Origin of the sequence: Saccharothrix sp. NRRL B-16348 (assembly GCF_001280085.1) — a bacterium.
Lineage (GTDB): Bacteria > Actinomycetota > Actinomycetes > Mycobacteriales > Pseudonocardiaceae > Actinosynnema.
This window is the reverse complement of sequence record NZ_LGED01000244.1, coordinates 19,340-42,841: the sequence shown is the minus strand read 5'-3', so window position 1 is coordinate 42,841 and position 23,502 is coordinate 19,340. Positions and strand designations below refer to the sequence as shown.

Here is a 23,502-nt window from a genome sequence, read left to right as displayed (position 1 = left end):
AGAGTCCTACGTTCGCGTCGCGCGTGTCCTACGTTCAGAACGCGCGTGTCCTACGTTCAGGTCGCGCGTGTCCTACGTTCGGAACACCTGAATTCAACGCTCAGAACGCGCTGGGCCCTGCTCGCGCGAGGGTGCGAGCAGGGCCCAGTCGTTCGTGCTGAGGGGATCAGCCCCCGTCGAGGTCGGTGGCGATGATCTGCGCGATCGCCTCCAGCGCCGCGTCCGCGCCGTCGCCGTCCGCGGCCAGGACGACCTCGTCGCCGTGCATCGCGCCGAGCGTCATCAGACCCAGCACGCTCGCCGCCTCGACCGGTTGGCCGTTGTCCTTGCGGATGGTGACCTTCACCGGCTGCCCGGCCGCCGCCTTCGCCAGCAGTGCGGCAGGGCGCGCGTGCAGTCCGACCTTGCTCGCCACGGTGACCCGTCGCTCAGGCATGACCCGTCCTCTCGTTCCTTCTGTCCGCCGTCAGGACGCCGTCGCGTCCGACCGGCCTTCCTTGTCCCGCTTCTCGGCCCGCTCGCCCTTGCCGCCGTCCTCGACGATGCTCGGGTCGGCCTCCGGGTCCTCGTCCTCGCTGCGGCCCGGCGTCCTCAGGTTCCACTTCGTGATGACGAAGCGGAACAGGAAGTAGTAGATGGCCGCGTAGATCACGCCCAGCACCAGGATCAGCAGGGGCTTGGTCGCGATGTTGAAGTTGAGGATGTAGTCGATCGCGCCCGCCGAGAACCCGAACCCGTCGTGGATCCCGAGCGCGTTGCTGATGGCCAGCGACGTGCCGGTGAGGACCGCGTGGATCACGTACAGCGGCCACGCCACGAACATGAACGCGAACTCGAGCGGCTCGGTCACACCCGTGATGAACGACGTCAGCGCCGCCGAACCCATGATGCCCGCGATGACCTTCTTCTGCGCCGGCCGCGCGGTGTGCACGATGGCCAGCGCCGCCGCCGGGAGCGCGAACATGAAGATCGGGAAGAAGCCGGTCATGAACGTGCCCGCGGACGGGTCGCCCGCGAAGAACCGCTGGATGTCGCCGGTCTTGCCCTCGTACTCGCCGAAGACCTGCCACATGAACGTGTTCGGGATGTGGTGCAGGCCCAACGGCAGCAGCAGGCGGTTGATGGTGCCGTAGACGCCCGCGCCGATGATCGTGCTGTTGGAGATCGCCTCGCCGACCGACGTCAGGCCCGCGTCGAACCACGGGTAGATCAGGCCCATGACCACCGAGACCGGGATCATCACGCCCGCGACCAGGATCGGCACGAACCGCCGGCCGCCGAAGAACGCCAGATAGGCGGGCAGCTTGATGCGGTGGTACTTCTGCCACAGCACCGCGGTGATCAAGCCGACCACGATGCCGGTCAGCACCGAGTAGTTGATCATCTCCTGCTTGGCGTCCGCCGCCGCGTCCGCCGGCAGCGGCAGCACCAGCGGCGACATCGCCTTGAACACGGCCTCGGTCACCACGAAGCCGACCACGGCGGCCAGCGCGGTCGAACCGTCACCGCGCCGGGCGAAGCCGATGGCCACACCGACGGCGAACAGCAGCGGCAGGTTGGCGAACAGGGCGTTGCCCGCTCCGCCGATGACGCCGGCCACCGCGTTCCAGCCCAGCAAGTCCTTGCCGAGGATGTCGTCCTGGCCGAGTCGTAGCAGGAGTGCGGCGACGGGCAGTGCGGCGATCGGCAGCATGAGGCTGCGGCCGAATCGCTGCAGCCCGGCCAGACCCTTGATCTCACGACCGCCGGTCGCCTGTGGGGCGCTGGCGCTCATGGGGTACCTCCCTTGGCGGAGTGGTGCGGGCCGGATTCCGGGACGGTCCGGTCCAGTTGCATGGTCACCTGGTAGAGATCGCCCCGGTACCAGGACGTCATGTCCTCGACGGGCCTGCCTCGTGAGCTCGAGACCCGGCGGAAGACGAGCAGCGAGCTGCCCGGCCGGACGGCCAGCAGCTTCGCGGTCTCGGGGTCGGCACCCTCGGCCCACACGGTCTGGCCCGCGTGGTCGAGCTGGACCCCGTACGTGTCGGCGATGAGGGTGTAGAGCGAGGTGGTGAGGTCGTGCTGGTCCAGGTCCGGCACGACCCGCGGGCTGTACCAGCCCCGTTCGACGGCCAGCGGCACGCCGTCCGCCCGGCGCAGGCGGACGAGCCGGCACGCCGGTTCGTGCGGCAGCAGGCCGAGCGCGGCCGTCGCCTCGGGCGGCGGCACCTCTTCGGCGCAGGTCAGCACCTCGGTCGCGGGGGTCAGGCCGCGCCGTCGCATGTCGTCGGTGAACGACTCCAGGTACAGCTGGACGTCCAGGCGCCGCCGTGCGGTGAACGTGCCCCGGCCCTTCGCCCTGGTCAGCAGGCCCTCGGTGACGAGTTGGCCGACCGCGGCGCGTACTGTGATGCGGGACACACCGTACTGCTCGGCGAGGTCGCGTTCGGACGGGATCGGCGAGCCCGGCGGGAGTTCCTGCTCGGCCATGCGCCGCAGGATGTCGCGCAACTGGGCGTGCTTGGGCTTGGGCCCGTCGACGATCTCGTTGCGGCTCATGACACCTCCCCGGTGCTCGCGCGTCCATGTCCGGATTGGTACTTTCCGGTCTAGACCAGTTGGTGCGGGGAGGATGCTCCGCGCGCCGACCGGGTGTCAACCGCCGTTACGGGACCGTGCCCGAGTGGTGGCACCCTCAGGCCAGGTGTCGAGAGAGGACTTCAAGTGGCGGACGACAAGGCGGAGCGCATCCTCGCCGCGCTCGGCGGTGCGGACAACATCGTGGAGATCGAGCCGTGCATCACGCGCCTGCGCTGTGAGCTGGAAGACGGTTCCCTGGTGGACGAGAAGGCTTTGAAGGGCCTGGGCGCGCACGGCGTGATGCGTTCGGGCAACGTCGTGCAGGTGGTCGTGGGGCCCGAGGCCGACACGATCGCCAGCGACATCGAGGACCTGCTGTGACGCTGCGCGTGACCAGCCCGGTCAGCGGGCGCGTGGTGCCGTTGGCCGAGGTGCCGGACCCGGTGTTCGCGCAGGCCATGGTGGGTCCGGGGGTGGCGGTCGAGCCGGCGCGGGTCCGTGCGGACGTGGTGTCGCCGGTGGACGGGACCGTGGTGACGCTGCACCCGCACGCGTTCGTCGTGGCCACTTCGGAGGGTGCGGCGGTGTTGGTGCACCTCGGGATCGACACGGTGAAGCGCAAGGGCGAGGGCTTCACGGTGCACGTGGTCAAGGGTGAGGCGGTGCGCGCGGGGCAGCCCGTGGTGACGTGGGACCCGGCGGAGGTGGAGGCGGCGGGTTTCGCGCCGATCTGCCCGGTGATCGCGCTGGACGCGGCGCCGGAGGTGTTGCTGGACCAGGCCGGTGGTCCGGTGGCGGCGGGTGACGCGTTGTTCTCGTGGCAGCGCTGATCGCGGTTCTCGGCTGACGGGGACGAGTGCGGGTGAATGGTCCATTCACCCGCACTTCTCGTTGCACCCCGGGGTTTCCCGGGACCACGCTGGACCCATGGTCATCTCGGGATTCCTGGCCGGCGCCGTTGGTGCCGGGTTGCTCCGCCGCCTCCCACGCGGGGCGCACGTCGGCCTGCTGTGGTGCGCCGTGCCGACGGCGGTGTTGTGGTTCGTCGCCTGGGCGCTGGCACCGCCGCCGTGGCTGCCCGTGCCGCTGCTGCTGGCGTGGCTCGGCGTGCTGCTGACCGTGACCGACCTGCGCCACCAGCGCCTGCCGGACGCGTTGACGTTGCCCGCGTACCCGGCGATCGGCGTCACGCTGTGGCTGTGCGGCGCCGACCTGTGGCGAGCGTTGGCGGGCTGCGTCGTCTTCGCAGGCTTCCACCTGCTGGTCCGCCTGCTGTCGCCGTCGGCGATGGGCGGGGGAGACGTGAAGCTGGCCGGACCGCTGGGCGCCGTGCTGGGTTCGGTCTCCTGGTTGGCCCTTCCCCTCGCCGCCGTGCTGGCGAGCGTGGTGACGCTCGTGCTGGGCCTGTGGTGGCGTGGCGAGGGCTTACCGCACGGGCCGGGGTTGCTGGCGGCGACGTGGCTGGTCGCGGTGTCAGCCGGGTGAGGGTGCTTCCTCCCGCTTGCGCGCCAGCACGACGATTGGTCCGATGATCGCCAGGCCGATGCCGCCGAACCCGCCGACCACCATCCCGAGCGTGTTCACCGTGGGTCCGCTCGTGCGGTGGAAGGTGGTGGCCTTCTTGCCGCTGCGGGTCCGGTCGGCGGTCATCTCGGCGCCCTCGTCCGCGGGCGACAGGCTGTTCGCGAAGCTGGAGAACCGGTGGCGACCGCCGTCGGGCGTGACCACGGTCGCGTCACACGACCAGGTGGCGCCGAGGACGAGCCAGTTGCGCGAGCACGTGACGTCCTGGGCGCGTCCGTCGACCTCCGGCGTGCCGTCGCCCGAGTACGGCTCGCTCTCCCGGCCGATGCTGAACACGACGAAGCTGAAGAAGGCGCAGTAGGCACCGACCAGGAACAAGCCGAGGGCCCGCAGGCGGCGGGAGCGCTTACTGCGGGCGGTCATGCTCGTTCCACTTCTGGTCGTCGTCGGCGAGGAACTGCTTGTTCAGCTCCTTCGCGCCTTCCTTCACGGGGGCCACGAGGTCGCCGGGCGTGGGCATGAGGTGGCCGATGTCACGGCTGGCGACGGCCCGGACCCAGTTCTGGCCGTCCAGGATGCCGCCACCGGTGCGGCTGTCCACCCGGTCGCCGGCGCGCTGCACGCCGTTGCCCGGATCGGGCATGTCGGCGCTGCGCGTGCTCAGCGGTGGCTGGCCGAGCCTGGCGTACAGGTCCTCGACCCTCTGCTGCCGCGCCGGACCGCCCTGCTTGACGCGGTCGGCCCAGTCGCCGACGCGCTGGTTGGTGGTGGCGGCCCAGTCGTCGGCCCGGCGGGTGACGTTGTCGAGGGCGTCGCGCCCGCGCGTCGCGGTGTCGGCGAGGCGGTCGCCCGCCGAGTCGAGGCCGTCCGCCCGGGACGCCCGCGTGGTCGAGCGGTGCAGCAGGTCGGCGGCGGTCTGGTTGCCGTGCGGGGTGTTCGGCGCCTGCCGCGCCAGCGCCGCCAGGTCGTCGGACTGCTTGCGCATCGCGCTGCCCGCGCGCTTGGCCAGCGCGGAGAGCTTGTCCAGCGCACCGAACAGCTTCTTCAGGAACTGGGCGACCTTGCCGCCGATCTGCACGGCCTTGGTGATCGCCCGGGTGATGAACGCCGCGATCGACGCGCCCGCGGACGGCACCGCGGCGGCCGCGGCGGGGATGCCCCAGGCGATCAGGGTGCCCGCGAGGTCGGCGAGCAGGTCGCGGATCAGCGTGCGGGTCGCCGCGACGAGCGCCGCCGCGACCTTGATCTTGTTCGCGGCCGACTCGGCGGCCTCGGCCGAGTTCGCCAGGCCGGTGATCAGGTCGCCCGCCCGCTGCTTGTAGGCGTCGGCGGCGGGCCCGGTCCACCCGGCGAGCTTCGTCAGGTCCGCCTGCTGCGCCTGCTGGACCTCCTTGAGCCGCGCGCCGATGTTGGTCCACGTGGTCGCGGCGGCCTCGATGGCGGCCGGGTCGCCCGCCAGGTCGTCGAACGGCTTGCGCACGAAGTCGACGTTCTCGATGATCCAGCCGACCACGGAGGACGCGAGCGTGCCCAGCGGGTCGGCGACCGCGCCGGCGACGTCCATCGCCATCGCGGCCGAGTCGATGCCCAGCGCGACCGGGTCGATCGACTTGCCCTCCTGGAACGGCAGCGCGATGTCGCGGACGAGGTCCTCGGCCGTGTCGAACGGGCCGGCGCCGGTCAGGACCTTGGTGTCCTTCTGGGGCTTGGCGATCAGTTCGTTGGTCACGCGTTGATCCCCTCGAACCCGGTGGCGTTGCCGCCGTCGACGTCGCGGTAGGTGGCGGCGGTCGCCTTGAGCTCGACGCCGGTGACCTCCACCGCCGCGGGCAGCTTGGCGACGAGGTCCTGCGCCTGCTGCAACTCCTCGTCGAACACGAACGTGTACACCTGGCAGATCAGCCCCATCACGTCGGTGCCGAGCTTGGTGTGCGAGGCGGAGACGGCCTCCTGGAGGTCGGCCGCGAGCTGGTCGGACAGCAGCTTGCCGTGCGCCTCGACCGCGTCGGCCCTGGTTTCGAAACCGCTCATCGCAGGAACGTGCCGCCTTCGAAGTCGTCGTCGTCGCGGTTCGTCGGGCGGTTCGCCGGGCGCTCTGCCGTCGGCGGCTCGGCCGGAGGCGCACCCGGGTCGATCACCGCGATGCCCTGCTCGACCTGTTCGCGCAGGTAACGCATGCTCTCGCCGTCGCCGAGCAGCGGGCGCACCGACTCCTCGATCTTGCGCGCGGCTTCGACCTGCGCGCGCCGGATCGTGTCCATGATCGTGCGGCCGAGCGTGGTGTGGCCGAGGTCCATCGCCTTCGGGGTGAGCTGGAGCGACTCGATCCGCCCGCCCGAGGCGACGGCCACCACGACCGCCCCGTCGGGGCTGCGGACCTCGGCGCGGGCCTCGCGGAAGGCGCCCTGGATCGCGTCGGCCTTGCGCTGCGCGTCCTGGAGCTGCTGTTCGAAGCGTTCGACGTACTGGTGCGGGTCGGTCATGGTTCCCTACATCGGTCGGTCGAGAAACGCGGCCATCGTGGCACGAACCCACGACCGCGCACGGCGAAGGGCGGAAATGAACCGACCACCCATCACCCCCGAGATGAGGGCAAGGGCGCGCACCACCCCGAATGCCTGGCTGCACGTGGTCGACCCGAACCACCGCACCTCCACCGCCGCCCCACCCGCCGAGGCGGTGATCGGCAGGTACCTGGTGGACGGCCGAGGCGAGATCACCGACCAGTACGTCCCCAACCCCCGCTACCGCCCGATCCCCAACCCACCACCACCCGCTCACCCGGCCGCACGGCCCCCTGCCACATCCGCCGGTCCACCCGCGCCGGCCCACCTCGCCGCGCCGACCGGTGCTGCGGCCACCACCCCGCCCCCGCTCGCGCACATGGCCGGATCCCCGGGTCCCGCCTCGTCCCGACCCGCTGCACCGCTCGCCGCCGCACCCGCCGGACCCGTACGCGCCGGACTCGCGGCCGCCGGGCCCGCGGCCGCCCCAGCCGCACCTGCCGCATCGGCATCCGCCGCACCCGCGCCCGCGCCGGCCACGGACCAGTCGGCCGTCGAAGCGGGACCGGCCAATGAGCTGGAAGCCGTGCTGCGGCTCGTCCACCGGGAAGAGCTGGGTCAGGACGACCTGCTCGCGGCCGTGCTCGCGGCGGAGCTCGTGCTGCCGGCGGATCCCGCCCGGCCGCCCCGCGGCCACCTCGTGACGCGGGGCGCGGTGGTCGACGCGTTCGCTTCACCGAAGGCGTTGCCGGCCGACTGGCCGCCGCGGTGGCACCGGTTCACCGGGGTGGAACTCGCGGTGGTGTTCGACCGGCTCGGGGAACCGCTGCGGTTGAACCTCGGTGACTCGTCGGGGCTGTCCTGGGAGATCGCGTCGGACGCCCTGGTCGGTGCGTTGCGGAGCGCGGTCGGGACCGGCCGGGCGTCCACCTGGCGGGACACGGTCGGAGCGCGTTGACCTGGACGTCCGCCCCTGTTCACACTGTGAAAGGATCGGCGGCGTGCTGCGCTGGATCACCGCTGGGGAGTCCCATGGACCGGCCCTCGTCGCCGTGCTGGAAGGCATGGTCGCCGGGGTCGAGGTCACCACTGCCGACCTGACCGCTCAACTGGAGCGCCGCAGGCTCGGCTTCGGCCGCAGCCCGCGCATGGGCTTCGAGGCCGACGAGGTCGAGATCCTCGGCGGCGTCCGCCACGGGCTCACCCAGGGCGGCCCGATCGCGGTCCGGATCGGGAACACCGAGTGGCCCAAGTGGCAGAAGGTGATGTCCGCCGACCCTGTCGACCCGTCCGAGCTGAAGCCGACCGGCCGCAACGAGGCGCTGACCAGGCCCCGCCCCGGCCACGCCGACCTGCCCGGCATGCAGAAGTTCGGCTTCGACGAGGCGCGTCCCGTGCTCGAACGCGCGAGCGCCCGGGAGACCGCGGCCCGCACCGCGCTCGGCACGGTCGCCCGCCACTTCCTCAAGCAGGTCTTCGACGCCGACGTGATCAGCCACGTCGTCTCCATCGGCAAGGCCAAGACGCCCGCCGACGCGCCCGTCCCCGGCCCGGACGACCTCGCCGCCGTGGACGCGAGCCCGGTCCGGGCCTTCGACGCGCGCGGCACCGAGGCGATGGTGGCCGAGGTCGAGGCGGTGAAGGAGGCGGGCGACACGGTCGGCGGCGTGATCGAGGTCATCGTCTACGGCCTGCCGCCGGGCCTCGGCTCGCACGTCCACTGGGACCGGCGCCTCGACGCGCGGCTCGCCGGCGCGCTCATGGGCGTGCAGGCGATGAAGGGCGTGGAGATCGGCGACGGCTTCACCACCGCCGAGCGCTGGGGCAGCCAGGCGCACGACGAGATCGACCGGGGCCCGGGGCCGAAGGGCGTCACGCGGCGCTCCAACCGGGCGGGCGGCCTGGAGGGCGGCATCACCAACGGTGAGCCGCTGCGCGTCCGCGTCGCCATGAAGCCCATCTCGACGGTGCCCCGCGCGCTGTCCACTGTGGACGTCCGAACCGGAGAGCCCGCGGTGGCGATCCACCAGCGCTCGGACGTGTGCGCGGTGCCCCGCGCGGGCGTGGTGCTGGAGTCCGTGGTGGCGCTGGTGCTGGCCGAGACGGCGCTGGAGAAGTTCGGCGGCGACTCGATCGCCGAGACCAAGCGCAACGTCGCCTCCTACCTGGAGGCGCTGGAAGCCCGCTGGGAGGGCCTGTGAGCCCGCGATTCGTCGTCCTCGGGCCGCCGGGAGCCGGTAAGACGACGGTCGGCCGGCTGCTCGCCGAACGCCTCGACGTCACCTTCCGCGACACCGACGACGACATCGTCGCCACGGCGGGCAAGCCGATCTCCGACATCTTCACCGACGACGGCGAGCCCGCGTTCCGCGCGATGGAGGAAGAAGCCGTCGCCGAGGGCCTGAAGAACCACGACGGCGTGCTGGCGCTCGGCGGCGGCGCGGTGCTGTCCGAGACCACCCGCGGCCGGCTCGCCGGGCACACCGTGGTCTTCCTGAACGTCGGCATGGCCGAGGGCGTGCGGCGCACCGGCATGTCCGGCGCACGACCGCTGCTGGCGGGCGTGAACCCGCGCGCGACCTTCAAGACCCTGCTCGACGCGCGCCTGCCCCTGTACCGGGAGGTCGCCACGGTCGAGGTGACCACCGACGACCTCACGCCGGAGCAGGTGGTCGACGCCGTGCTCCGCCCGACAGGACAGGCGCAAGGGACCTGAGTGGACCTCACCGGGGCACGGGTCCTCGCGCACCGCGCCGCGGTGCAAGGTCTGCACGGCGACGACCCCGACGCGGTGCTGCCGCTCGGCGTGGTCGACAGCCCGCCGAAGACGGGCGCGGCGGCACTGGGCGTGCGCGGACGCCGTGAGAGCACCGACGACCTGGTCCGGGTGCTGAGCCTGCGCGGCGCGCCGCACCTGCACCGCCGCGACGACCTGCCCGCGCTGCGCCGCCAGCTCCGCCCGCGCACGCCACGGCAACTGACGGCGTGGTGCGGCGCGCACCCGACACCCGATCTGGAGCACGTCGACCTCGTCGTCGACCTCCTGCACCGCGAGTTCCCCGGCGACACGGCCACCAAGGGCGAGCTGTCCGCGGCGATCAGCCCGCTGCTGCCCCCGGCCGCCACCCCGTACTGCCCAGGCTGCGGCGTCGACCACGTCATCGAGAACCTGTTCCGCCTCGGCACCCTCCTCGCGGGCATCGAACTGGAGCACGTGGGCGCGAAGCTCGTCTTCCGCCGCCCGACCGCGAGACCCGACGTCGAGGACTACCCCGGCGAGCCGACCCTGCTGCGCGACTACGCGCGGCTCGTCGGACCGTTCGCCAAGGCCGACGCGGAGAAGTGGCTCGGCGCGGGCCCCCAGGACACGTGGCCCGACCTGCGCCCGGTCCGGGTCGACGGCAAGCGGCTGCTGGCGCACGAGGACGTGCCCGAAGCGCCCGACCCGCCCGCCGGCCTGCTGCTGTTCCCGCGCGACCCGTACCTGCTCGGCCCACGTCACCTGGTCGCCGACCCGGACGTCGCCAAGCAGGTGTGGCGGCCCGTCGGCAGTCCCGGCGCGCTCGTCCTGCACGGCCGGGTCGCGGGCGCGTGGCGGCACGAGTTCCGCGGCCGGACGGTGACGTTCCAGCTCACGGGCTGGTCGAAGGTCAAGGGCACGGCGCGGCGCGCGATCTCCGACCAGGCCGAGGTGCTGGCCGGGGTGTGGGGCGGCGCGGCGCTCGGAGCGGACGTGGTCGAATGGTGACCCGACGAGGGGAGTGGTGATGGGCGAGCCGGTGCGGATCCGCGTGGCCGCGGAACGACCGTACGACGTGGTGGTGGGCCGCGGCCTGCTCGGCGACCTGGTCGAGACCCTGAAGGGCACGGCCAGGGCGGCGATCGTCCACACGCCGACGCTGGCCGAGACCGCCGAGGTGGTCCGCGGCGAGCTGGAGGCCGCCGGGATCGACGCGCACCGCGTCGAGGTCCCCGACGCCGAGGACGGCAAGGACCTGCGGGTCGCCGGGTACTGCTGGGACGTGTTCGGCCGCATCGGCCTCGGCCGCACGGACGCCGTGATCAGCCTCGGCGGCGGCGCGGTGACCGACCTGGCCGGGTTCGTCGCCTCCACCTGGATGCGCGGGGTGAAGCTGGTCCACGTGCCGACCACGCTGCTGGGCATGGTGGACGCCGCGGTCGGCGGCAAGACCGGCATCAACACCGACGCGGGCAAGAACCTGGTCGGCACGTTCTACGAGCCGGAAGCCGTCCTGGTCGACCTGAGCACGCTGGAGACCCTGCCCCGCAACGAACTCGTCGCGGGCATGGCCGAGGTGGTCAAGGGCGGTTTCATCGCCGACCCGGTGATCCTCGACCTGATCGAGGCCGACCCGGAGGCCGCGCTCGACCCGGCCGGCGACGTGATCGAGGAGCTGGTCCGGCGCAAGATCCAGGTCAAGGCCGACGTCGTGTCGACCGACCTGCGCGAATCGGACCTGCGGGAGATCCTGAACTACGGCCACACCCTCGCGCACGCCATCGAGCGCCGCGAGCGCTTCCGGTGGCGGCACGGCGCGGCGGTCAGCGTCGGCCTGGTGTTCGCCGCCGAGCTGGCCCGCCTTGCGGGCAGGCTGGACGACGCGACCGCCGACCGGCACCGCTCGATCCTCACCTCCCTCGGCCTGCCGACGGGCTACGACCCGGACGCGCTCGGCCAGCTCCTGGAGGGCATGCGCTCGGACAAGAAGACCCGCTCGGGCGTGCTGCGGTTCGTGGTGCTCGACGGCCTGGCCAAGCCCGGCCGGCTGGAGGGACCGGACCCGGCGCTCATCGCGGCGGCCTACTCCGCGGTCGCGGCCGAGCCGAAGGCGGGCGGGAGCATCCTGCTGTGACCGCGGGCCCGCCGAGCCGACCACGCCCGCCAAGCCCACACAGGCCCGCTCAGCCGACCGCGCCCGCCAAGCCCACACAGGCACGCAGAGCCGACACAGACACGCCAAGCCGATCAGCCGACCACACCCGCAGAGCCGACACAGACACGTGAGGCCGGGGCGCCACACCTCTCTTTTCCGGCAACAAATCCGGGATTGCCATTCATCCCCGGAGCCGGTGCCTCTTTCGGGTGATCATCTCGCGCCGAGCAGGGCAGCCGGTCACGGCATCGGCTGGTGGCTCGGCGAACGGCGGCGAGGAGAGGAATGGCGAGGAACGATGGGCGGGGGCGGATGACGGCCGGGTACCTGCACCACGTCGAGCTGTGGGTGCCCGACTTGGCCCGCGCCGAGCGCAGCATCGGCTGGTTGCTCGGCGAACTGGGCTGGGTCGAGTACCAGCGCTGGTCGGCGGGGGTGAGCTGGCGGCTCGGCCCCACCTACCTGGTGGTCGAGCACTCGCCCGCGCTGGACGCACACCGCCGGCTCGGCACGGGCCTGAACCACCTGGCGTTCCACGTCGCGGGACGGGCGGAGGTCGACCGGCTCGCCGCCACCGCGCCGGACCACGGTTGGTCGCCGTTGTTCTCGGACAAGTACCCCCACGCCGGTGGCCCGGACCACTACGCCGCCTACCTGGAGAACTCCGACGGCTTCGAGGTGGAGCTCGTGGCGGGAGCGGGCTAGCGCGACCCTTCCGGCTGCGAGCCTTCCGGTTGGGGCAGGGCGTTGCCGATGGCCATCCCGACCGCCGCCGTCGTCATGACCAGCAACGCCGTGAACGCGGCTCCGCCGGTCAGCGCCGGCCCGAGCGCCTCCAACCCCGTCTGGTCCACCAGCGACCTTCCGACCACGCCCGCGATCCCGGCCAACGGCCCCGCCACCAGCGCCGCGGCGAACCACACCATGCCGCGCCCGTCCAACCCCCGCCACGCGTCCAACGCACCCCACAGCAGCCCGATCACGACGACCAACCCGATCGCGATGTACCGGGTGGAAGAGGCGGCCTCAGGACTGTGCACGCTTACCGCCGAGGTGCCGGTCTGCACCCCGCCGTGGAACAGACCCAGCCAGAACCCTCGGACCAGCCACACGCGCATGCGCCCCACCCTAAGTCGGACCGGCGGCCCGTCATAGCGCCCGACAGCCCCGCCGAGGGCCGCACTGTCCGTCACGCGAACCGTCGCACGATTCAGCACGGTTCACCCGATCGAGTGGCACGGTGAGGTGGTCCACCGGGCCTTAGGCTGCTGACATGCCGCACTCCACTCGCCGCGCCGCCCTGCGCGCCACGCTCCGGGACCGGGAGCTGGACGCGCTGCTGGTGACGAACCTGCTCAACGTCCGCTACCTCACCGGGTTCACCGGCTCGAACGCGGCGCTCCTCGTGCACGCCGACTCCGACGACGCGACGGTGTTCTGCACCGACGGCCGGTACCTCACCCAGGCCGCCGCGCAGGTGCCGGACCTGGAGCGGGTCATCGACCGGCCCTGCGACGCGGCGCTGGTGCAGCGCGCGTCCAAGGCGGGCGCGGGCCGGGTCGGCTTCGAGAGCAGGCACGTGACGGTGGACGGCCTGGACGCGCTCACCGACGCGGCGGACGGCGCGGAGCTGGTGCGCGCCGCCGACCTGGTCGAACGGCTGCGGCTGGTCAAGGACGACGCCGAGGTCGAGGCGCTGCGCATGGCGTGCGCGGCGGCCGACCGGGCGCTGGCCGGCCTCGTCGAGCACGGCGGCCTGCGGCCGGGCCGCAGCGAGAAGGAGATCGCCCGCGAGCTGGAGAGCCGCATGCTCGACCACGGCGCGGCCGGTCCGGCGTTCGAGTCGATCGTGGCCGCGGGCGCGAACTCGGCCGTGCCGCACCACCGGCCGACCGACGCCCTGGTCCGCGACGGCGACTTCGTGAAGCTGGACTTCGGCGCGCTGGTCGACGGCTACCACTCCGACATGACCCGCACCCTGGTCGTCGGCCGGGCCGCGGACTGGCAGCGCGAGCTGTACCAACTGGTCGCGGCCTCGCAGGCGGCGGGCCGGGCCGCGCTCGCGGTCGGCACGCGCGTCTCGGAGGTGGACGCGGCGGCGCGCGGCGTGATCGAGGAGGCCGGCTACGGCGACGAGTTCCTGCACGGCCTCGGCCACGGCGTCGGCCTGCAGATCCACGAGGCTCCAGCGCTGTCGAAGGCGGGTGACGGTACACTTCTGCCCGGTATGGCGGTCACCGTCGAGCCCGGCGTGTACCTGGCCGGGAAGGGCGGTGTCCGCATCGAGGACACGCTCGTGGTGCGCGAAGGCGCCCCGGAGCTCCTCACCCTGACCACGAAGGAGCTCGTGGTCATCTGAAGTCGGATCGCTGGAATCGGATTCGTCGGCCGAGCCGACGTCGTCCTCCACTCACGCAACAGGAGAGCCCACCACCGTGGCCACCACCAACGACCTGAAGAACGGCCTGGTGCTGAACCTCGACGGCCAGCTGTGGACCGTCACCGCGTTCCAGCACGTGAAGCCGGGCAAGGGCGGCGCCTTCGTGCGCACCACGTTGAAGCACGTCCTGACCGGCAAGGTCGTGGACAAGACCTTCAACGCGGGCACCAAGGTCGAGACGGCCACCGTCGACAAGCGCGGCATGACCTACCTGTACAAGGACGGCGCCGACTTCGTCTTCATGGACGGCGACACCTACGACCAGATCAGCATCCCGGCCGAGACGGTCGGCGACGCGGCGAACTACATGCTGGAGAACCAGGAAGCGATCGTCGCCATGCACGAGGGCGTCGCGCTCTACATCGAGCTCCCGACCTCGGTCGAGCTCGTGATCCAGCACACCGACCCCGGCCTGCAGGGCGACCGCTCCACCGGCGGCACCAAGCCCGCCACGCTGGAGACCGGCGCGGAGATCCAGGTGCCGCTGTTCGTCACCACCGGCGAGAAGATCAAGGTCGACACCCGCGACGGCCGTTACCTCGGCCGAGTGAACGGCTGAGATGGGCGCACGGAGCAAGGCCCGCAAACGCGCGCTCGACGTCCTCTACGAGGCCGACCTGCGGGGCGCCGACCCGGTCACGCTGCTCGCGGACCGGGTCGGTTCGACGGACGTGCCGCCGGTGAACGACTACACGATCGTCCTGGTGGAAGGCGTCACGGCGCACCGCGCGCGCATCGACGACCTGATCTCCGAGCACGCGGAGGGCTGGACGCTGCAGCGCATGCCGGCGGTCGACCGCGCGGTGCTGCGGATCGGGCTCTACGAGCTGCTGTGGGCCGCGGACGTGCCGGACGCCGTCGCGATCGACGAGGCCGTCGAGCTGGCGAAGGGCCTGTCCACGGACGACTCGCCGCGGTTCGTCAACGGCGTGCTCGGCCGGATCGCGGTCATCGCCGACCAGCTCCGGGCCGTGCTCTAGCCGCACACCGCAGCCGCACGCCGAAGCACCCGCAGCCGCCGCGGACGCACGTCGACGCACGTCACGGCCTCGGCCGCACGCGTGCACAGCCGCACCGCCTGCCGCCGCGCAGGCCACAGGCCGGAAGGGCCACCCGTTGGCGAACCGCCGGGTGGCCCTTTCCGCGTGCTCAGTCCTCCTTGGCCGGACGAGCCTCGGGAGGCAGCACGCCCCAGTCGATGAGCTGCTCGGTCAGCTCGCCGGGCGTCATGTCGTAGATGATCGCCAGCGACCGCAGGTCCTCGGTCCTGATGGACAGCACCTTGCCGTTGTAGTCGCCGCGCTGGCTCTGGATGGTGGCCGCGTACCGCGCGAGCGGTCCGACCTTCTCCGCCGGCAGCTGTTGCAGCCGTTCCAGGTTGATGACGATCTTCGTGGCGGGCTCCGCACCGGACGGAACCCGACCTTCCGGCAGCAGCTCGGCCACCGGGACGCCGTAGAAGTCGGCCAGCTCGGCGAGCTTCTGCACGGTCACGGCGCGGTCGCCGCGCTCGTACGAGCCGACGACCACGGCCTTCCAGCGACCGCCGGACTTCTGCTCGACGCCGTGCAAAGACAAGCCCTGCTGCTGGCGGATCGCGCGGAGCTTTGCCCCCAGCGCCTTGGCGTAGTCGCCCATGTGGCGGTTCTCCGTTCATTCGCCCCGTCAGCCGGTAGGGGACTGCCGCGGGGAGGCTTAGATCAATACGCAGAGTAATGATTGCTCTCCGTGGTCACCAGGTCAAGCTGATCTCGTTGGGACAGGTGGGCGAGACCACGCACACCACCCGGAAGATTGACCGCGCTCGCCTGATACGGTGCTGGTCAGCCCGGTCGCAGCCGGGTGTCCGACGTCCTTTAAGGACCCGTCCAGCGAGGCGGGGAAGGAGGTCCAACCGTGGCGCCACGTCAACGTGGCGCGACGGACCCGGCCCGGGAGCGCGAGCTCCTGTCGGCCGGCGACGTCGCGCGCACCGTCGCCCGAATGGCCCATCAGATCATCGAGAAGACCGCTCTTGATGCACCGAGCGCACCCGCAGTAGTCCTGATGGGGATTCCGAGCCGGGGAGCGCCGCTGGCCCGCCGGCTGGCCGTGCGGATCGCCGAGTTCTCGGGCGTCGAGGTGCCGACCGGCACGCTGGACGTGACCCTCTACCGGGACGACCTGCGCCGAGGCCCCACCCGGCCGCTGGAGGCGACGAAGCTGCCCGAGGGCGGCATCGACGACAAGCTCGTGGTCCTGGTGGACGACGTGCTGTTCTCCGGCCGCACGATCCGCGCCGCGCTCGACGCCCTGCGCGACCACGGCCGCCCGCGCGCCGTGCAGCTGGCCGTCCTGGTCGACCGCGGCCACCGCGAGCTGCCGATCCGCGCGGACTACGTGGGCAAGAACGTGCCCACGGCCCGCACCGAGGAGGTCCACGTGCTGCTGGACGAGTTCGACCAGCGCGACGGGGTGGTGCTGCGGTGAAGCACCTGCTCACCACCGAGGGCATCGACCCGGCGCAGGCGACCGCCATCCTGGACACGGCGGCGAGCCTCAAGCAGGCCCTCGAAGGCCGTGAGGTGCGCAAACTGCCCACGTTGCGCGGCCGCACGGTCATCACGATGTTCTACGAGAACTCCACCCGCACCCGGGTGAGCTTCGAGATCGCGGGCAAGTGGATGAGCGCGGACGTGGTGAACGTCTCAGCCTCCGGGTCCAGCGTGAGCAAGGGCGAGTCGCTGCGGGACACCGCGCTGACCCTGGCCGCGGCGGGCGCGGACTGCGTCATCGTGCGGCACCCGGCGTCCGGCGCGGCGCACCGGCTGGCCGGCTGGCTGCGCGAGGCGGGCACGTCGGTCGTCAACGCGGGCGACGGCATGCACGAGCACCCGACCCAGGCCCTGCTGGACGCGGCCACCCTGCGGGAACGCCTCGGCGACCTGCGCGACCGCCGGATCGCGATCGTCGGCGACGTCCTGCACAGCCGGGTCGCCCGGTCCAACGTGCACCTGCTCACCGCGCTGGGCGCGGACGTGACGCTGGTCGCGCCGCCGACGCTGCTGCCGGTCGGGGTATCGAACTGGCCGGTCACCGTCTCGCACGAGCTGGACGCCGAGCTGCCCAGCCTCGACGCCGTGATGCTGCTGAGGGTGCAGGCCGAGCGGATGCACGGCGGGTTCTTCCCGTCGGCCCGCGAGTACTCCATCGCCTACGGCCTGAGCGAGCGGCGGCTCAAGCTGCTGCCCGAGCACGCGGTCGTGCTGCACCCCGGTCCGATGCTGCGCGGCATGGAGATCGCCTCGGCGGTCGCCGACTCACCCCGTGCCGCCATCACCGACCAGGTGCGCAACGGCGTGCACGTGCGCATGGCCGTCCTCTACCACCTGCTTGCCCACGAGGAGGAAACCGCGTGATCCCCTTGATCCTCAAGGGAGTACGACCGTACGGCGAAGGCGACCCGACCGATGTGCTGATCCGCGACGGCGTGATCGCCGCGATCGGGTCCGTCGAAGCCCCGGACGCGGAGGTGGTCGAGGGGAACGGCGCGGTCCTGCTGCCCGGCTTCGTCGACCTGCACACCCACCTGCGCGAACCCGGCCGCGAGGACACCGAGACCATCGCCACCGGCTCGGCCGCCGCCGCGCTGGGCGGCTACACGGCGGTGTTCGCCATGGCCAACACGAACCCGGTCGCGGACAACGAGGTGGTCGTCCAGCACGTCGCCCGGCGCGGCCGCGAGGTCGGCCTGGTCGACGTGCACCCGGTCGGCGCGGTCACCGTCGGCCTGGAGGGCGTGAAGCTCGCGGAGCTGGGCACGATGGCCAAGGCGGGCGTGCGGGTGTTCTCCGACGACGGCCACTGCGTGCACGACCCGTTGATCATGCGGCGCGCGCTGGAGTACAGCCGGGCGTTGGACGTGGTCGTCGCGCAGCACGCCGAGGAGCCCCGGCTGACCGTGGGCGCGCAGGCGCACGAGGGCGAGCAGGCGTCCCGGCTGGGCTTGCAGGGCTGGCCCGCCGCGGCCGAGGAGTCGATCGTGGCCCGGGACTGCCTGCTGGCGCTGCACGCGGGCGCCCGGCTGCACGTCTGCCACGTCTCCACCACCGGCACCGCGGACGTGCTGAGGTGGGCGAAGGCCCGCGGCACGGAGGTCTCCGCCGAGGTCACGCCCCACCACCTGCTGCTGACCGACGACCGGCTGGCGACCTACGACCCGGTGAACAAGGTCAACCCGCCGCTGCGCACGGCGGCCGACGTCAAGGTGCTGCGCGAGGCGCTGGCCGAGGGCGTCATCGACTGCGTGGCCACCGACCACGCGCCGCACGCCGTGCAGGACAAGGACACCGAGTGGTCCGCGGCCCGGCCCGGCATGCTCGGCCTGCAGACCGCGCTGTCGATCGTGGTGGAGACCATGGTCAGGACCGGTCTGCTGGACTGGCGCGGCGTGGCGCGGGTGATGAGCGAGCGGCCCGCCGAGATCGCCGGGCTGCCCGACCAGGGCCGGCCGATCGAGGTCGGCGAGCCCGCCAACCTCACCCTGGTCGACCCGGACGCCACCTGGACGGTGCGCGGCGCGGAGTTCGCCAGCATCGCGGCCAACACCCCGTTCGAGGGCATGGAGCTGCCCGGCGCGGTGGTCGCGACCCTGCTGCGCGGGCGCGTGACGGCCGCCGGCGGAAGGATCCCCGCATGACGCGCGTGCTGCTCTCCCTCGCCGTGCTGGCGATCTTCCTGCTCTGCCTCTACGGCATGTGGCGCGGTTGGCAACGCCGGGCACGCCGGCAGGCCGAGGTGCTGCCGGAGTTCCCGCCGCCGCCCGCCGAGACCGGCGCGACGATGCTGGAGACGACCGGCGTGTACGTCGGCACCACCATCGGCGACGACTGGCAGGACCGGGTCGCGGTCGGCGACATCGGCCACCGCGCCGAGGCGACCCTGAAGCTCACCGAGAACGGTGTGCTGGTGGAGCGCACCGGCGCGAGCGCGCTGTGGATTCCCACGGCGCAACTCGACGGAGCCCGCACGGCCCGCGGCCTCGCGGGCAAGGTGATGACGGCGGACGGCCTGCTGGTCGTGCGCTGGCACCTCGGCGACCAGGTGTTCGACACCGGGTTCCGGGGCGACGACAAGGACGTGTACGAGCAGTGGGTGCAAGCGCTGGGAGGCGACTCATGACGAACGCGGCACTGGTGCTGGAAGACGGCCGCGTGTTCCGCGGTGAGGCCTACGGCGCGGTCGGCGCGAGCCTGGGCGAGGCGGTGTTCTCCACCGGCATGACCGGCTACCAGGAGACCCTGACCGACCCGTCCTACCACCGCCAGATCGTGGTGCAGACCGCGCCGCAGATCGGCAACACCGGCTGGAACGACGAGGACGACGAGTCGGGCCGCATCTGGGTCGCCGGGTACGTCGTCCGCGACCCCTCGCGGGCGCCGTCGAACTGGCGGTCCAAGCGCGGGCTGGACGAGGAGCTGGTGAGCCAGGGGATCGTCGGCATCGCGGGCATCGACACCCGGATGCTCACCCGCCACCTGCGCGAGCAGGGCGCGATGCGCGCGGGCGTGTTCTCCGGCGACGAGCTGGGCGAGGTCGAGGAGATGCTGGCCCGGGTCCGCAGCGCGCCCACGATGAAGGGCGCCGACCTGGCCGGCGACGTGACCACCCCCGAGCCGTACGTGGTCGAGGCCGTTGGCGAGCGCCGCTTCACCGTCGCCGCGCTCGACCTGGGCATCAAGTCGAACACGCCGCGGATGATGGCCGCCCGCGGCATCGAGGTGCACGTGCTGCCGCTGACCTCGACCGTCGACGACCTGGTCGCGGTCAAGCCGGACGGCGTGTTCCTGTCCAACGGCCCGGGCGACCCGGCCACCCAGGCGCACGCGGTCGAGCTGACCCGGGGCGTGCTGGACCGCCGGATCCCGCTGTTCGGCATCTGCTTCGGCAACCAGATCCTCGGCCGCGCGCTCGGCCGCGAGACGTACAAGATGCGCTACGGCCACCGCGGCATCAACATCCCGGTGATCGACGTGGCGACCGGCAAGGTGGCCATCACCTCGCAGAACCACGGGTTCGCGCTGGAAGGCGAGCCGGGGGAGGAGTTCACCTCCGACTTCGGCCGCGTGCTGCTGAGCCACTACTGCCCCAACGACGGCACGGTCGAGGGTGTCCGCGCCCTGGAAGTGCCCGCGTTCAGCGTGCAGTACCACCCGGAAGCGGCGGCCGGTCCGCACGACGCCGCACCGCTGTTCGACGAGTTCGTGACGATGATGGGCGAGGGCCGCTGATGCCGAAGAGGACTGATCTCAAGCACGTGCTGGTCATCGGCTCCGGCCCGATCGTCATCGGCCAGGCCTGCGAGTTCGACTACTCGGGCACCCAGGCGTGCCGGGTGCTGCGCGAGGAGGGCCTGCGGGTCTCCCTGGTCAACTCGAACCCGGCGACGATCATGACGGACCCGGAGTTCGCCGACGCGACCTACGTCGAGCCGATCACCCCGGAGTTCGTGGAGAAGGTCATCGCGGCCGAGCGGCCGGACGCCATCCTGGCCACGCTGGGCGGCCAGACCGCGTTGAACACGGCGATCGCGCTGCACGAGCGCGGCGTCCTGGAGAAGTACGACGTCGAGCTGATCGGCGCGGACATCGACGCCATCCAGCGGGGCGAGGACCGGCAGATCTTCAAGGACCTGGTCCGCAGGATCGGCGCGGACGTGCCGCGCAGCGCGGTCTGCAAGACCATGGAGGACGTCCGCGCGACCGTGGCCGAGCTGGGCCTGCCGGTCGTCATCCGGCCGTCGTTCACCATGGGCGGCCTCGGCTCGGGCATGGCGCACACCCCGGAGGAGCTGGAGCGGCTGGCCGCGTCCGGCCTGGCCGAGTCCCCGGTCACGGAGGTGCTGATCGAGGAGAGCGTGCTCGGCTGGAAGGAGTACGAGCTGGAGCTGATGCGCGACCGCAACGACAACGTGGTCGTGGTCTGCTCCATCGAGAACATCGACCCGATGGGCGTGCACACCGGCGACTCGGTGACCGTGGCGCCGGCGATGACGCTCACCGACCGCGAGTACCAGCACATGCGCGACGTCGGCATCGCGGTCATCCGCGAGGTCGGGGTGGACACCGGCGGCTGCAACATCCAGTTCGCCATCCACCCCGGCAACGGCCGCATGGTCGTCATCGAAATGAACCCGCGCGTGTCCCGCTCGTCGGCGCTGGCGTCGAAAGCGACCGGTTTCCCGATCGCCAAGATCGCCGCGAAACTCGCCATCGGCTACACGCTGGACGAGATCCGGAACGACATCACCGGCGAAACCCCGGCCAGTTTCGAACCTACGCTGGACTACGTCGTGGTGAAGGTGCCGAGGTTCGCGTTCGAGAAGTTCCCCGGCGCGGACAGCACGCTCACCACGACCATGAAGTCGGTCGGCGAGGCGATGTCCATCGGCCGCAGCTTCGCGGAGGCGCTCGGCAAGGCGTTGCGCTCCATGGAGACCAAGGCCGCCGGCTTCTGGACCACTCCCGACCCGGACGAGACGCTGGAGTCCACTCTGGACGCCCTGCGCAAGGGCCACGACGGCCGCCTGTACACGGTGGACCGGGCGCTGCGCCTCGGCGCGACGATCGAGCAGGTGCACGAGGCGTCGCGGATCGACCCGTGGTTCATCGAGCAGCTGGCGTGGCTGGTCGACCTGCGCGGTGAGATCGAGGACGCGCCCGTGCTGGACGAACGGCTGCTGCGCAAGGCCAAGCGGGCGGGCCTGTCCGACCGGCAGGTCTCGGCGCTGCGCCCGGAGCTGGCCGGCGAGGACGGCGTCCGCTCGCTGCGCCACCGGCTGGGCGTGCGGCCGGTGTTCAAGACGGTCGACACGTGCGCCGCCGAGTTCGCCGCCAAGACCCCGTACCACTACTCGGCCTACGAGCTGGACCCCGACGCCGAGAGCGAGGTCGCCGAGCAGCCCGACAAGCCGAAGGTGCTGATCCTCGGCTCGGGCCCGAACCGGATCGGGCAGGGCATCGAGTTCGACTACTCGTGCGTGCACGCGGCCATGGCGCTGCGCGAGGCCGGGTACGAGACCGTGATGGTCAACTGCAACCCGGAGACCGTCTCCACCGACTACGACACGTCGGACCGGCTGTACTTCGAGCCGCTGACGTTCGAGGACGTGCTGGAGGTGTTCCACTCCGAGCAGCGCTCCGGCACGGTCGTCGGCGTGATCGTGCAGCTCGGCGGCCAGACGCCGCTGGGCCTCGCGCAGCGGCTCGCGGACGCCGGCGTGCCGGTCGTCGGCACCCCGCCGCACGCCATCCACCTCGCCGAGGAGCGCGGCGCGTTCGGCCAGGTGCTCGCCGACGCCGGGCTGCCCGCGCCGAAGTACGGCATGGCGACGTCGTTCGCGCAGGCCAAGGCCATCGCGGACGAGATCGGCTACCCGGTGCTGGTGCGGCCCTCGTACGTGCTCGGCGGGCGCGGCATGGAGATCGTCTACGACGAGGAGACCCTCCAGGGCTACATCCAGCGCGCCACCGAGGTCAGCCCGGAGCACCCGGTGCTGGTCGACCGGTTCCTCGACGACGCCATCGAGATCGACGTCGACGCCCTCTACGACGGCAACGAGGTGTTCATCGGCGGTGTGATGGAGCACATCGAGGAGGCCGGCGTGCACTCCGGCGACTCGGCGTGCGCCCTGCCCCCGATCACGCTCGGCGAGTCCGACGTCGAGGCGGTCCGGCGGTCCACGCTGGCCATCGCCGAGGGCATCGGCGTGCGCGGCCTGCTCAACGTGCAGTACGCGCTCAAGGACGACGTGCTGTACGTCCTGGAGGCCAACCCGCGCGCCTCGCGCACCGTGCCGTTCGTCTCCAAGGCCACGGCGGTGCCGCTGGCCAAGGCCGCCGCCCGGATCATGCTCGGCGCCACCGTCGCCCAGCTGCGCGCCGAGGGCCTGCTGCCCAAGACGGGCGACGGCGCGAAGCTGCCCGCGCACGCCCCGGTCGCGGTCAAGGAGGCCGTGCTGCCGTTCCACCGGTTCCGCACGCCGGAGGGCAAGGGCGTCGACTCGCTGCTCGGCCCGGAGATGAAGTCGACCGGCGAGGTCATGGGCATCGACGTGTCCTTCGGCATGGCCTACGCCAAGTCGCAGACCGCCTCCTACGGCTCTTTGCCCACGTCAGGGCGGGTGTTCGTGTCGGTGGCGAACCGGGACAAGCGGGCCATGATCTTCCCGGTCAAGCGGCTCGCCGACCTGGGCTTCGAGGTGCTGGCCACCGCGGGCACGGCCGAGGTGCTGCGCCGCAACGGCATCCCCTGCACGATCGTGCGCAAGCACTTCGAGGGCGCCGACAACATCGTCGACGCCATCCTCGCGGGCACCGTCGACATGATCATCAACACCCCGTACGGCAACAACGGGCCGCGCGTCGACGGCTACGAGATCCGCACCGCGGCCGTGGCCAAGGACATCCCGTGCGTGACCACGATCCAGGGCGCGGCGGCGGCCGTGCACGGCATCGAGGCCGCCATCCGCGGCGACATCGGCGTGCGGCCCCTCCAGGCGCTCCAGGCGGCCCTGCGGGGTGACGCGTGAGGTTCGGCG

General features: G+C 72.0%; 27 protein-coding genes. 18 read left to right on the top strand and 9 right to left on the bottom strand.

Annotation, left to right across the window (positions count from 1 at the left end; genetic code table 11):
- Window positions 1–166: 166 nt before the first annotated feature.
- From ADK67_RS39245 to ADK67_RS39235, 3 genes are read right to left on the bottom strand one after another with little or no spacing between them, the layout of a single operon-like run.
- A complete protein-coding gene (locus tag ADK67_RS39245) occupies window positions 167–436 on the bottom strand; it encodes an HPr family phosphocarrier protein (RefSeq protein ID WP_053721656.1) in 270 nt (89 codons plus the stop codon).
- Between the two features lie 30 nt (window positions 437–466).
- Window positions 467–1,774 carry a PTS transporter subunit EIIC gene (locus ADK67_RS39240; protein ID WP_053721655.1) on the bottom strand — a complete coding sequence of 436 codons (1,308 nt, stop codon included), beginning with the start codon at window positions 1,772–1,774 and terminating at the stop codon, window positions 467–469.
- Window positions 1,771–2,541 carry a GntR family transcriptional regulator gene (locus ADK67_RS39235; RefSeq protein WP_053721654.1) on the bottom strand — a complete coding sequence of 257 codons (771 nt, stop codon included), beginning with the start codon at window positions 2,539–2,541 and terminating at the stop codon, window positions 1,771–1,773. Before ADK67_RS39235 ends, ADK67_RS39240 begins: the two co-directional genes overlap by 4 nt.
- Before the next feature lie 165 nt (window positions 2,542–2,706).
- Here ADK67_RS39235 and ADK67_RS39230 point away from each other — a divergent pair, with 165 nt between their 5' ends.
- From ADK67_RS39230 to ADK67_RS39220, 3 genes are all read left to right on the top strand, one after another.
- Window positions 2,707–2,943: a glucose PTS transporter subunit EIIB gene (locus ADK67_RS39230; protein WP_053721653.1), complete on the top strand. Its 237-nt coding sequence runs from the start codon at window positions 2,707–2,709 to the stop codon at window positions 2,941–2,943.
- Window positions 2,940–3,392, top strand: coding sequence for a PTS sugar transporter subunit IIA (locus ADK67_RS39225; RefSeq protein ID WP_053721652.1), 453 nt, complete (start codon window positions 2,940–2,942; stop codon window positions 3,390–3,392). The genes ADK67_RS39230 and ADK67_RS39225 overlap by 4 nt, the downstream gene beginning before the upstream one ends.
- Window positions 3,393–3,489: 97 nt before the next feature.
- On the top strand, window positions 3,490–4,047 hold the full coding sequence (locus tag ADK67_RS39220) for a prepilin peptidase (RefSeq protein ID WP_053721651.1): 558 nt from the start codon (window positions 3,490–3,492) through the stop codon (window positions 4,045–4,047).
- Here ADK67_RS39220 and ADK67_RS39215 read toward each other — a convergent pair.
- From ADK67_RS39215 to ADK67_RS39200, 4 genes are read right to left on the bottom strand one after another with little or no spacing between them, the layout of a single operon-like run.
- The gene (locus ADK67_RS39215) at window positions 4,036–4,509 is read right to left on the bottom strand and encodes a DUF6346 domain-containing protein (protein ID WP_053721650.1); all 474 of its coding nucleotides are present in this window, start codon (window positions 4,507–4,509) and stop codon (window positions 4,036–4,038) included. The genes ADK67_RS39220 and ADK67_RS39215 overlap by 12 nt on opposite strands.
- Window positions 4,493–5,815: a WXG100 family type VII secretion target gene (locus tag ADK67_RS39210; RefSeq protein ID WP_053721649.1), complete on the bottom strand. Its 1,323-nt coding sequence runs from the start codon at window positions 5,813–5,815 to the stop codon at window positions 4,493–4,495. The genes ADK67_RS39215 and ADK67_RS39210 overlap by 17 nt, the downstream gene beginning before the upstream one ends.
- Window positions 5,812–6,117, bottom strand: a complete 306-nt coding sequence (locus tag ADK67_RS39205) for a hypothetical protein (protein WP_053721648.1) — start codon at window positions 6,115–6,117, stop codon at window positions 5,812–5,814. Before ADK67_RS39205 ends, ADK67_RS39210 begins: the two co-directional genes overlap by 4 nt.
- The gene (locus tag ADK67_RS39200) at window positions 6,114–6,569 is read right to left on the bottom strand and encodes a YbaB/EbfC family nucleoid-associated protein (protein WP_053721647.1); all 456 of its coding nucleotides are present in this window, start codon (window positions 6,567–6,569) and stop codon (window positions 6,114–6,116) included. Before ADK67_RS39200 ends, ADK67_RS39205 begins: the two co-directional genes overlap by 4 nt.
- Window positions 6,570–6,672: 103 nt before the next feature.
- Between ADK67_RS39200 and ADK67_RS51675 the strand changes: the two genes are divergently transcribed.
- The 6 genes from ADK67_RS51675 (at window position 6,673) to ADK67_RS39165 (ending at window position 12,190) form a co-directional block, all read left to right on the top strand.
- Window positions 6,673–7,548 (top strand): hypothetical protein, encoded by an 876-nt coding sequence (locus tag ADK67_RS51675; protein WP_157621375.1) that lies wholly within the window; start codon window positions 6,673–6,675, stop codon window positions 7,546–7,548.
- A gap of 43 nt (window positions 7,549–7,591) precedes the next feature.
- Window positions 7,592–8,791 carry a chorismate synthase gene (gene aroC / locus ADK67_RS39185; RefSeq protein ID WP_053721644.1) on the top strand — a complete coding sequence of 400 codons (1,200 nt, stop codon included), beginning with the start codon at window positions 7,592–7,594 and terminating at the stop codon, window positions 8,789–8,791.
- Entirely contained in the window at window positions 8,788–9,306 is a 519-nt protein-coding gene (locus tag ADK67_RS39180) for a shikimate kinase (RefSeq protein WP_053721643.1), read from the top strand. Before aroC ends, ADK67_RS39180 begins: the two co-directional genes overlap by 4 nt.
- Window positions 9,307–10,338 (top strand): DNA glycosylase AlkZ-like family protein, encoded by a 1,032-nt coding sequence (locus tag ADK67_RS39175; protein WP_053721642.1) that lies wholly within the window; start codon window positions 9,307–9,309, stop codon window positions 10,336–10,338.
- Window positions 10,339–10,357: 19 nt separating this feature from the next.
- Window positions 10,358–11,464, top strand: a complete 1,107-nt coding sequence (aroB, locus tag ADK67_RS39170) for a 3-dehydroquinate synthase (RefSeq protein WP_053721747.1) — start codon at window positions 10,358–10,360, stop codon at window positions 11,462–11,464.
- Between the two features lie 306 nt (window positions 11,465–11,770).
- On the top strand, window positions 11,771–12,190 hold the full coding sequence (locus ADK67_RS39165) for a VOC family protein (RefSeq protein WP_231648575.1): 420 nt from the start codon (window positions 11,771–11,773) through the stop codon (window positions 12,188–12,190).
- Here ADK67_RS39165 and ADK67_RS39160 read toward each other — a convergent pair.
- On the bottom strand, window positions 12,187–12,603 hold the full coding sequence (locus tag ADK67_RS39160; protein WP_082404477.1) for a B-4DMT family transporter: 417 nt from the start codon (window positions 12,601–12,603) through the stop codon (window positions 12,187–12,189). The genes ADK67_RS39165 and ADK67_RS39160 overlap by 4 nt on opposite strands.
- Before the next feature lie 155 nt (window positions 12,604–12,758).
- Here ADK67_RS39160 and ADK67_RS39155 point away from each other — a divergent pair, with 155 nt between their 5' ends.
- The 3 genes from ADK67_RS39155 (at window position 12,759) to nusB (ending at window position 14,905) form a co-directional block, all read left to right on the top strand.
- Window positions 12,759–13,844: a M24 family metallopeptidase gene (locus ADK67_RS39155; RefSeq protein WP_053721640.1), complete on the top strand. Its 1,086-nt coding sequence runs from the start codon at window positions 12,759–12,761 to the stop codon at window positions 13,842–13,844.
- A gap of 76 nt (window positions 13,845–13,920) precedes the next feature.
- Complete coding sequence (efp, locus tag ADK67_RS39150; protein WP_053721639.1) at window positions 13,921–14,484, top strand: elongation factor P; 564 nt, start codon at window positions 13,921–13,923, stop codon at window positions 14,482–14,484.
- Window position 14,485: 1 nt separating this feature from the next.
- Complete coding sequence (gene nusB, locus ADK67_RS39145) at window positions 14,486–14,905, top strand: transcription antitermination factor NusB (protein ID WP_053721638.1); 420 nt, start codon at window positions 14,486–14,488, stop codon at window positions 14,903–14,905.
- 169 nt (window positions 14,906–15,074) lie between these two features.
- Here the strand turns inward: nusB and bldD are convergent, their stop codons facing one another.
- Complete coding sequence (gene bldD / locus ADK67_RS39140; protein ID WP_015103676.1) at window positions 15,075–15,563, bottom strand: transcriptional regulator BldD; 489 nt, start codon at window positions 15,561–15,563, stop codon at window positions 15,075–15,077.
- A gap of 258 nt (window positions 15,564–15,821) precedes the next feature.
- On the opposite strand from bldD, the gene pyrR reads away from it, so the two are divergent.
- The 6 genes from pyrR to carB are packed head-to-tail and all read left to right on the top strand — an operon-like array spanning window position 15,822 to window position 23,493.
- Entirely contained in the window at window positions 15,822–16,394 is a 573-nt protein-coding gene (gene pyrR, locus ADK67_RS39135; protein ID WP_053721637.1) for a bifunctional pyr operon transcriptional regulator/uracil phosphoribosyltransferase PyrR, read from the top strand.
- Window positions 16,391–17,323: an aspartate carbamoyltransferase catalytic subunit gene (locus tag ADK67_RS39130; protein ID WP_053721636.1), complete on the top strand. Its 933-nt coding sequence runs from the start codon at window positions 16,391–16,393 to the stop codon at window positions 17,321–17,323. The genes pyrR and ADK67_RS39130 overlap by 4 nt, the downstream gene beginning before the upstream one ends.
- The gene (locus ADK67_RS39125) at window positions 17,320–18,603 is read left to right on the top strand and encodes a dihydroorotase (RefSeq protein ID WP_082404476.1); all 1,284 of its coding nucleotides are present in this window, start codon (window positions 17,320–17,322) and stop codon (window positions 18,601–18,603) included. Before ADK67_RS39130 ends, ADK67_RS39125 begins: the two co-directional genes overlap by 4 nt.
- Window positions 18,600–19,085 (top strand): PH-like domain-containing protein, encoded by a 486-nt coding sequence (locus ADK67_RS39120; RefSeq protein ID WP_053721635.1) that lies wholly within the window; start codon window positions 18,600–18,602, stop codon window positions 19,083–19,085. The genes ADK67_RS39125 and ADK67_RS39120 overlap by 4 nt, the downstream gene beginning before the upstream one ends.
- Window positions 19,082–20,194, top strand: coding sequence for a glutamine-hydrolyzing carbamoyl-phosphate synthase small subunit (carA, locus tag ADK67_RS39115; RefSeq protein ID WP_053721634.1), 1,113 nt, complete (start codon window positions 19,082–19,084; stop codon window positions 20,192–20,194). Before ADK67_RS39120 ends, carA begins: the two co-directional genes overlap by 4 nt.
- Window positions 20,194–23,493, top strand: a complete 3,300-nt coding sequence (gene carB / locus ADK67_RS39110; RefSeq protein WP_053721633.1) for a carbamoyl-phosphate synthase large subunit — start codon at window positions 20,194–20,196, stop codon at window positions 23,491–23,493. Before carA ends, carB begins: the two co-directional genes overlap by 1 nt.
- Window positions 23,494–23,502 lie beyond the last annotated feature (9 nt).

Bases quoted from the DNA above. Each gene is read 5' to 3' on its own strand.
- ADK67_RS39245 (WP_053721656.1), bottom strand. From the start codon at position 436: ATGCCTGAGCGACGGGTCACCGTGGCGAGCAAGGTCGGACTGCACGCG.
- ADK67_RS39240 (WP_053721655.1), bottom strand. From the start codon at position 1,774: ATGAGCGCCAGCGCCCCACAGGCGACCGGCGGTCGTGAGATCAAGGGT.
- ADK67_RS39235 (WP_053721654.1), bottom strand. From the start codon at position 2,541: ATGAGCCGCAACGAGATCGTCGACGGGCCCAAGCCCAAGCACGCCCAG.
- ADK67_RS39220 (WP_053721651.1), top strand. From the start codon at position 3,490: ATGGTCATCTCGGGATTCCTGGCCGGCGCCGTTGGTGCCGGGTTGCTC.
- ADK67_RS39215 (WP_053721650.1), bottom strand. From the start codon at position 4,509: ATGACCGCCCGCAGTAAGCGCTCCCGCCGCCTGCGGGCCCTCGGCTTG.
- ADK67_RS39205 (WP_053721648.1), bottom strand. From the start codon at position 6,117: ATGAGCGGTTTCGAAACCAGGGCCGACGCGGTCGAGGCGCACGGCAAG.
- ADK67_RS39200 (WP_053721647.1), bottom strand. From the start codon at position 6,569: ATGACCGACCCGCACCAGTACGTCGAACGCTTCGAACAGCAGCTCCAG.
- ADK67_RS51675 (WP_157621375.1), top strand. From the start codon at position 6,673: ATGAGGGCAAGGGCGCGCACCACCCCGAATGCCTGGCTGCACGTGGTC.
- aroB (WP_053721747.1), top strand. From the start codon at position 10,358: ATGGGCGAGCCGGTGCGGATCCGCGTGGCCGCGGAACGACCGTACGAC.
- ADK67_RS39165 (WP_231648575.1), top strand. From the start codon at position 11,771: ATGGCGAGGAACGATGGGCGGGGGCGGATGACGGCCGGGTACCTGCAC.
- ADK67_RS39160 (WP_082404477.1), bottom strand. From the start codon at position 12,603: ATGCGCGTGTGGCTGGTCCGAGGGTTCTGGCTGGGTCTGTTCCACGGC.
- ADK67_RS39155 (WP_053721640.1), top strand. From the start codon at position 12,759: ATGCCGCACTCCACTCGCCGCGCCGCCCTGCGCGCCACGCTCCGGGAC.
- nusB (WP_053721638.1), top strand. From the start codon at position 14,486: ATGGGCGCACGGAGCAAGGCCCGCAAACGCGCGCTCGACGTCCTCTAC.
- bldD (WP_015103676.1), bottom strand. From the start codon at position 15,563: ATGGGCGACTACGCCAAGGCGCTGGGGGCAAAGCTCCGCGCGATCCGC.
- ADK67_RS39120 (WP_053721635.1), top strand. From the start codon at position 18,600: ATGACGCGCGTGCTGCTCTCCCTCGCCGTGCTGGCGATCTTCCTGCTC.
- carA (WP_053721634.1), top strand. From the start codon at position 19,082: ATGACGAACGCGGCACTGGTGCTGGAAGACGGCCGCGTGTTCCGCGGT.
- carB (WP_053721633.1), top strand. From the start codon at position 20,194: ATGCCGAAGAGGACTGATCTCAAGCACGTGCTGGTCATCGGCTCCGGC.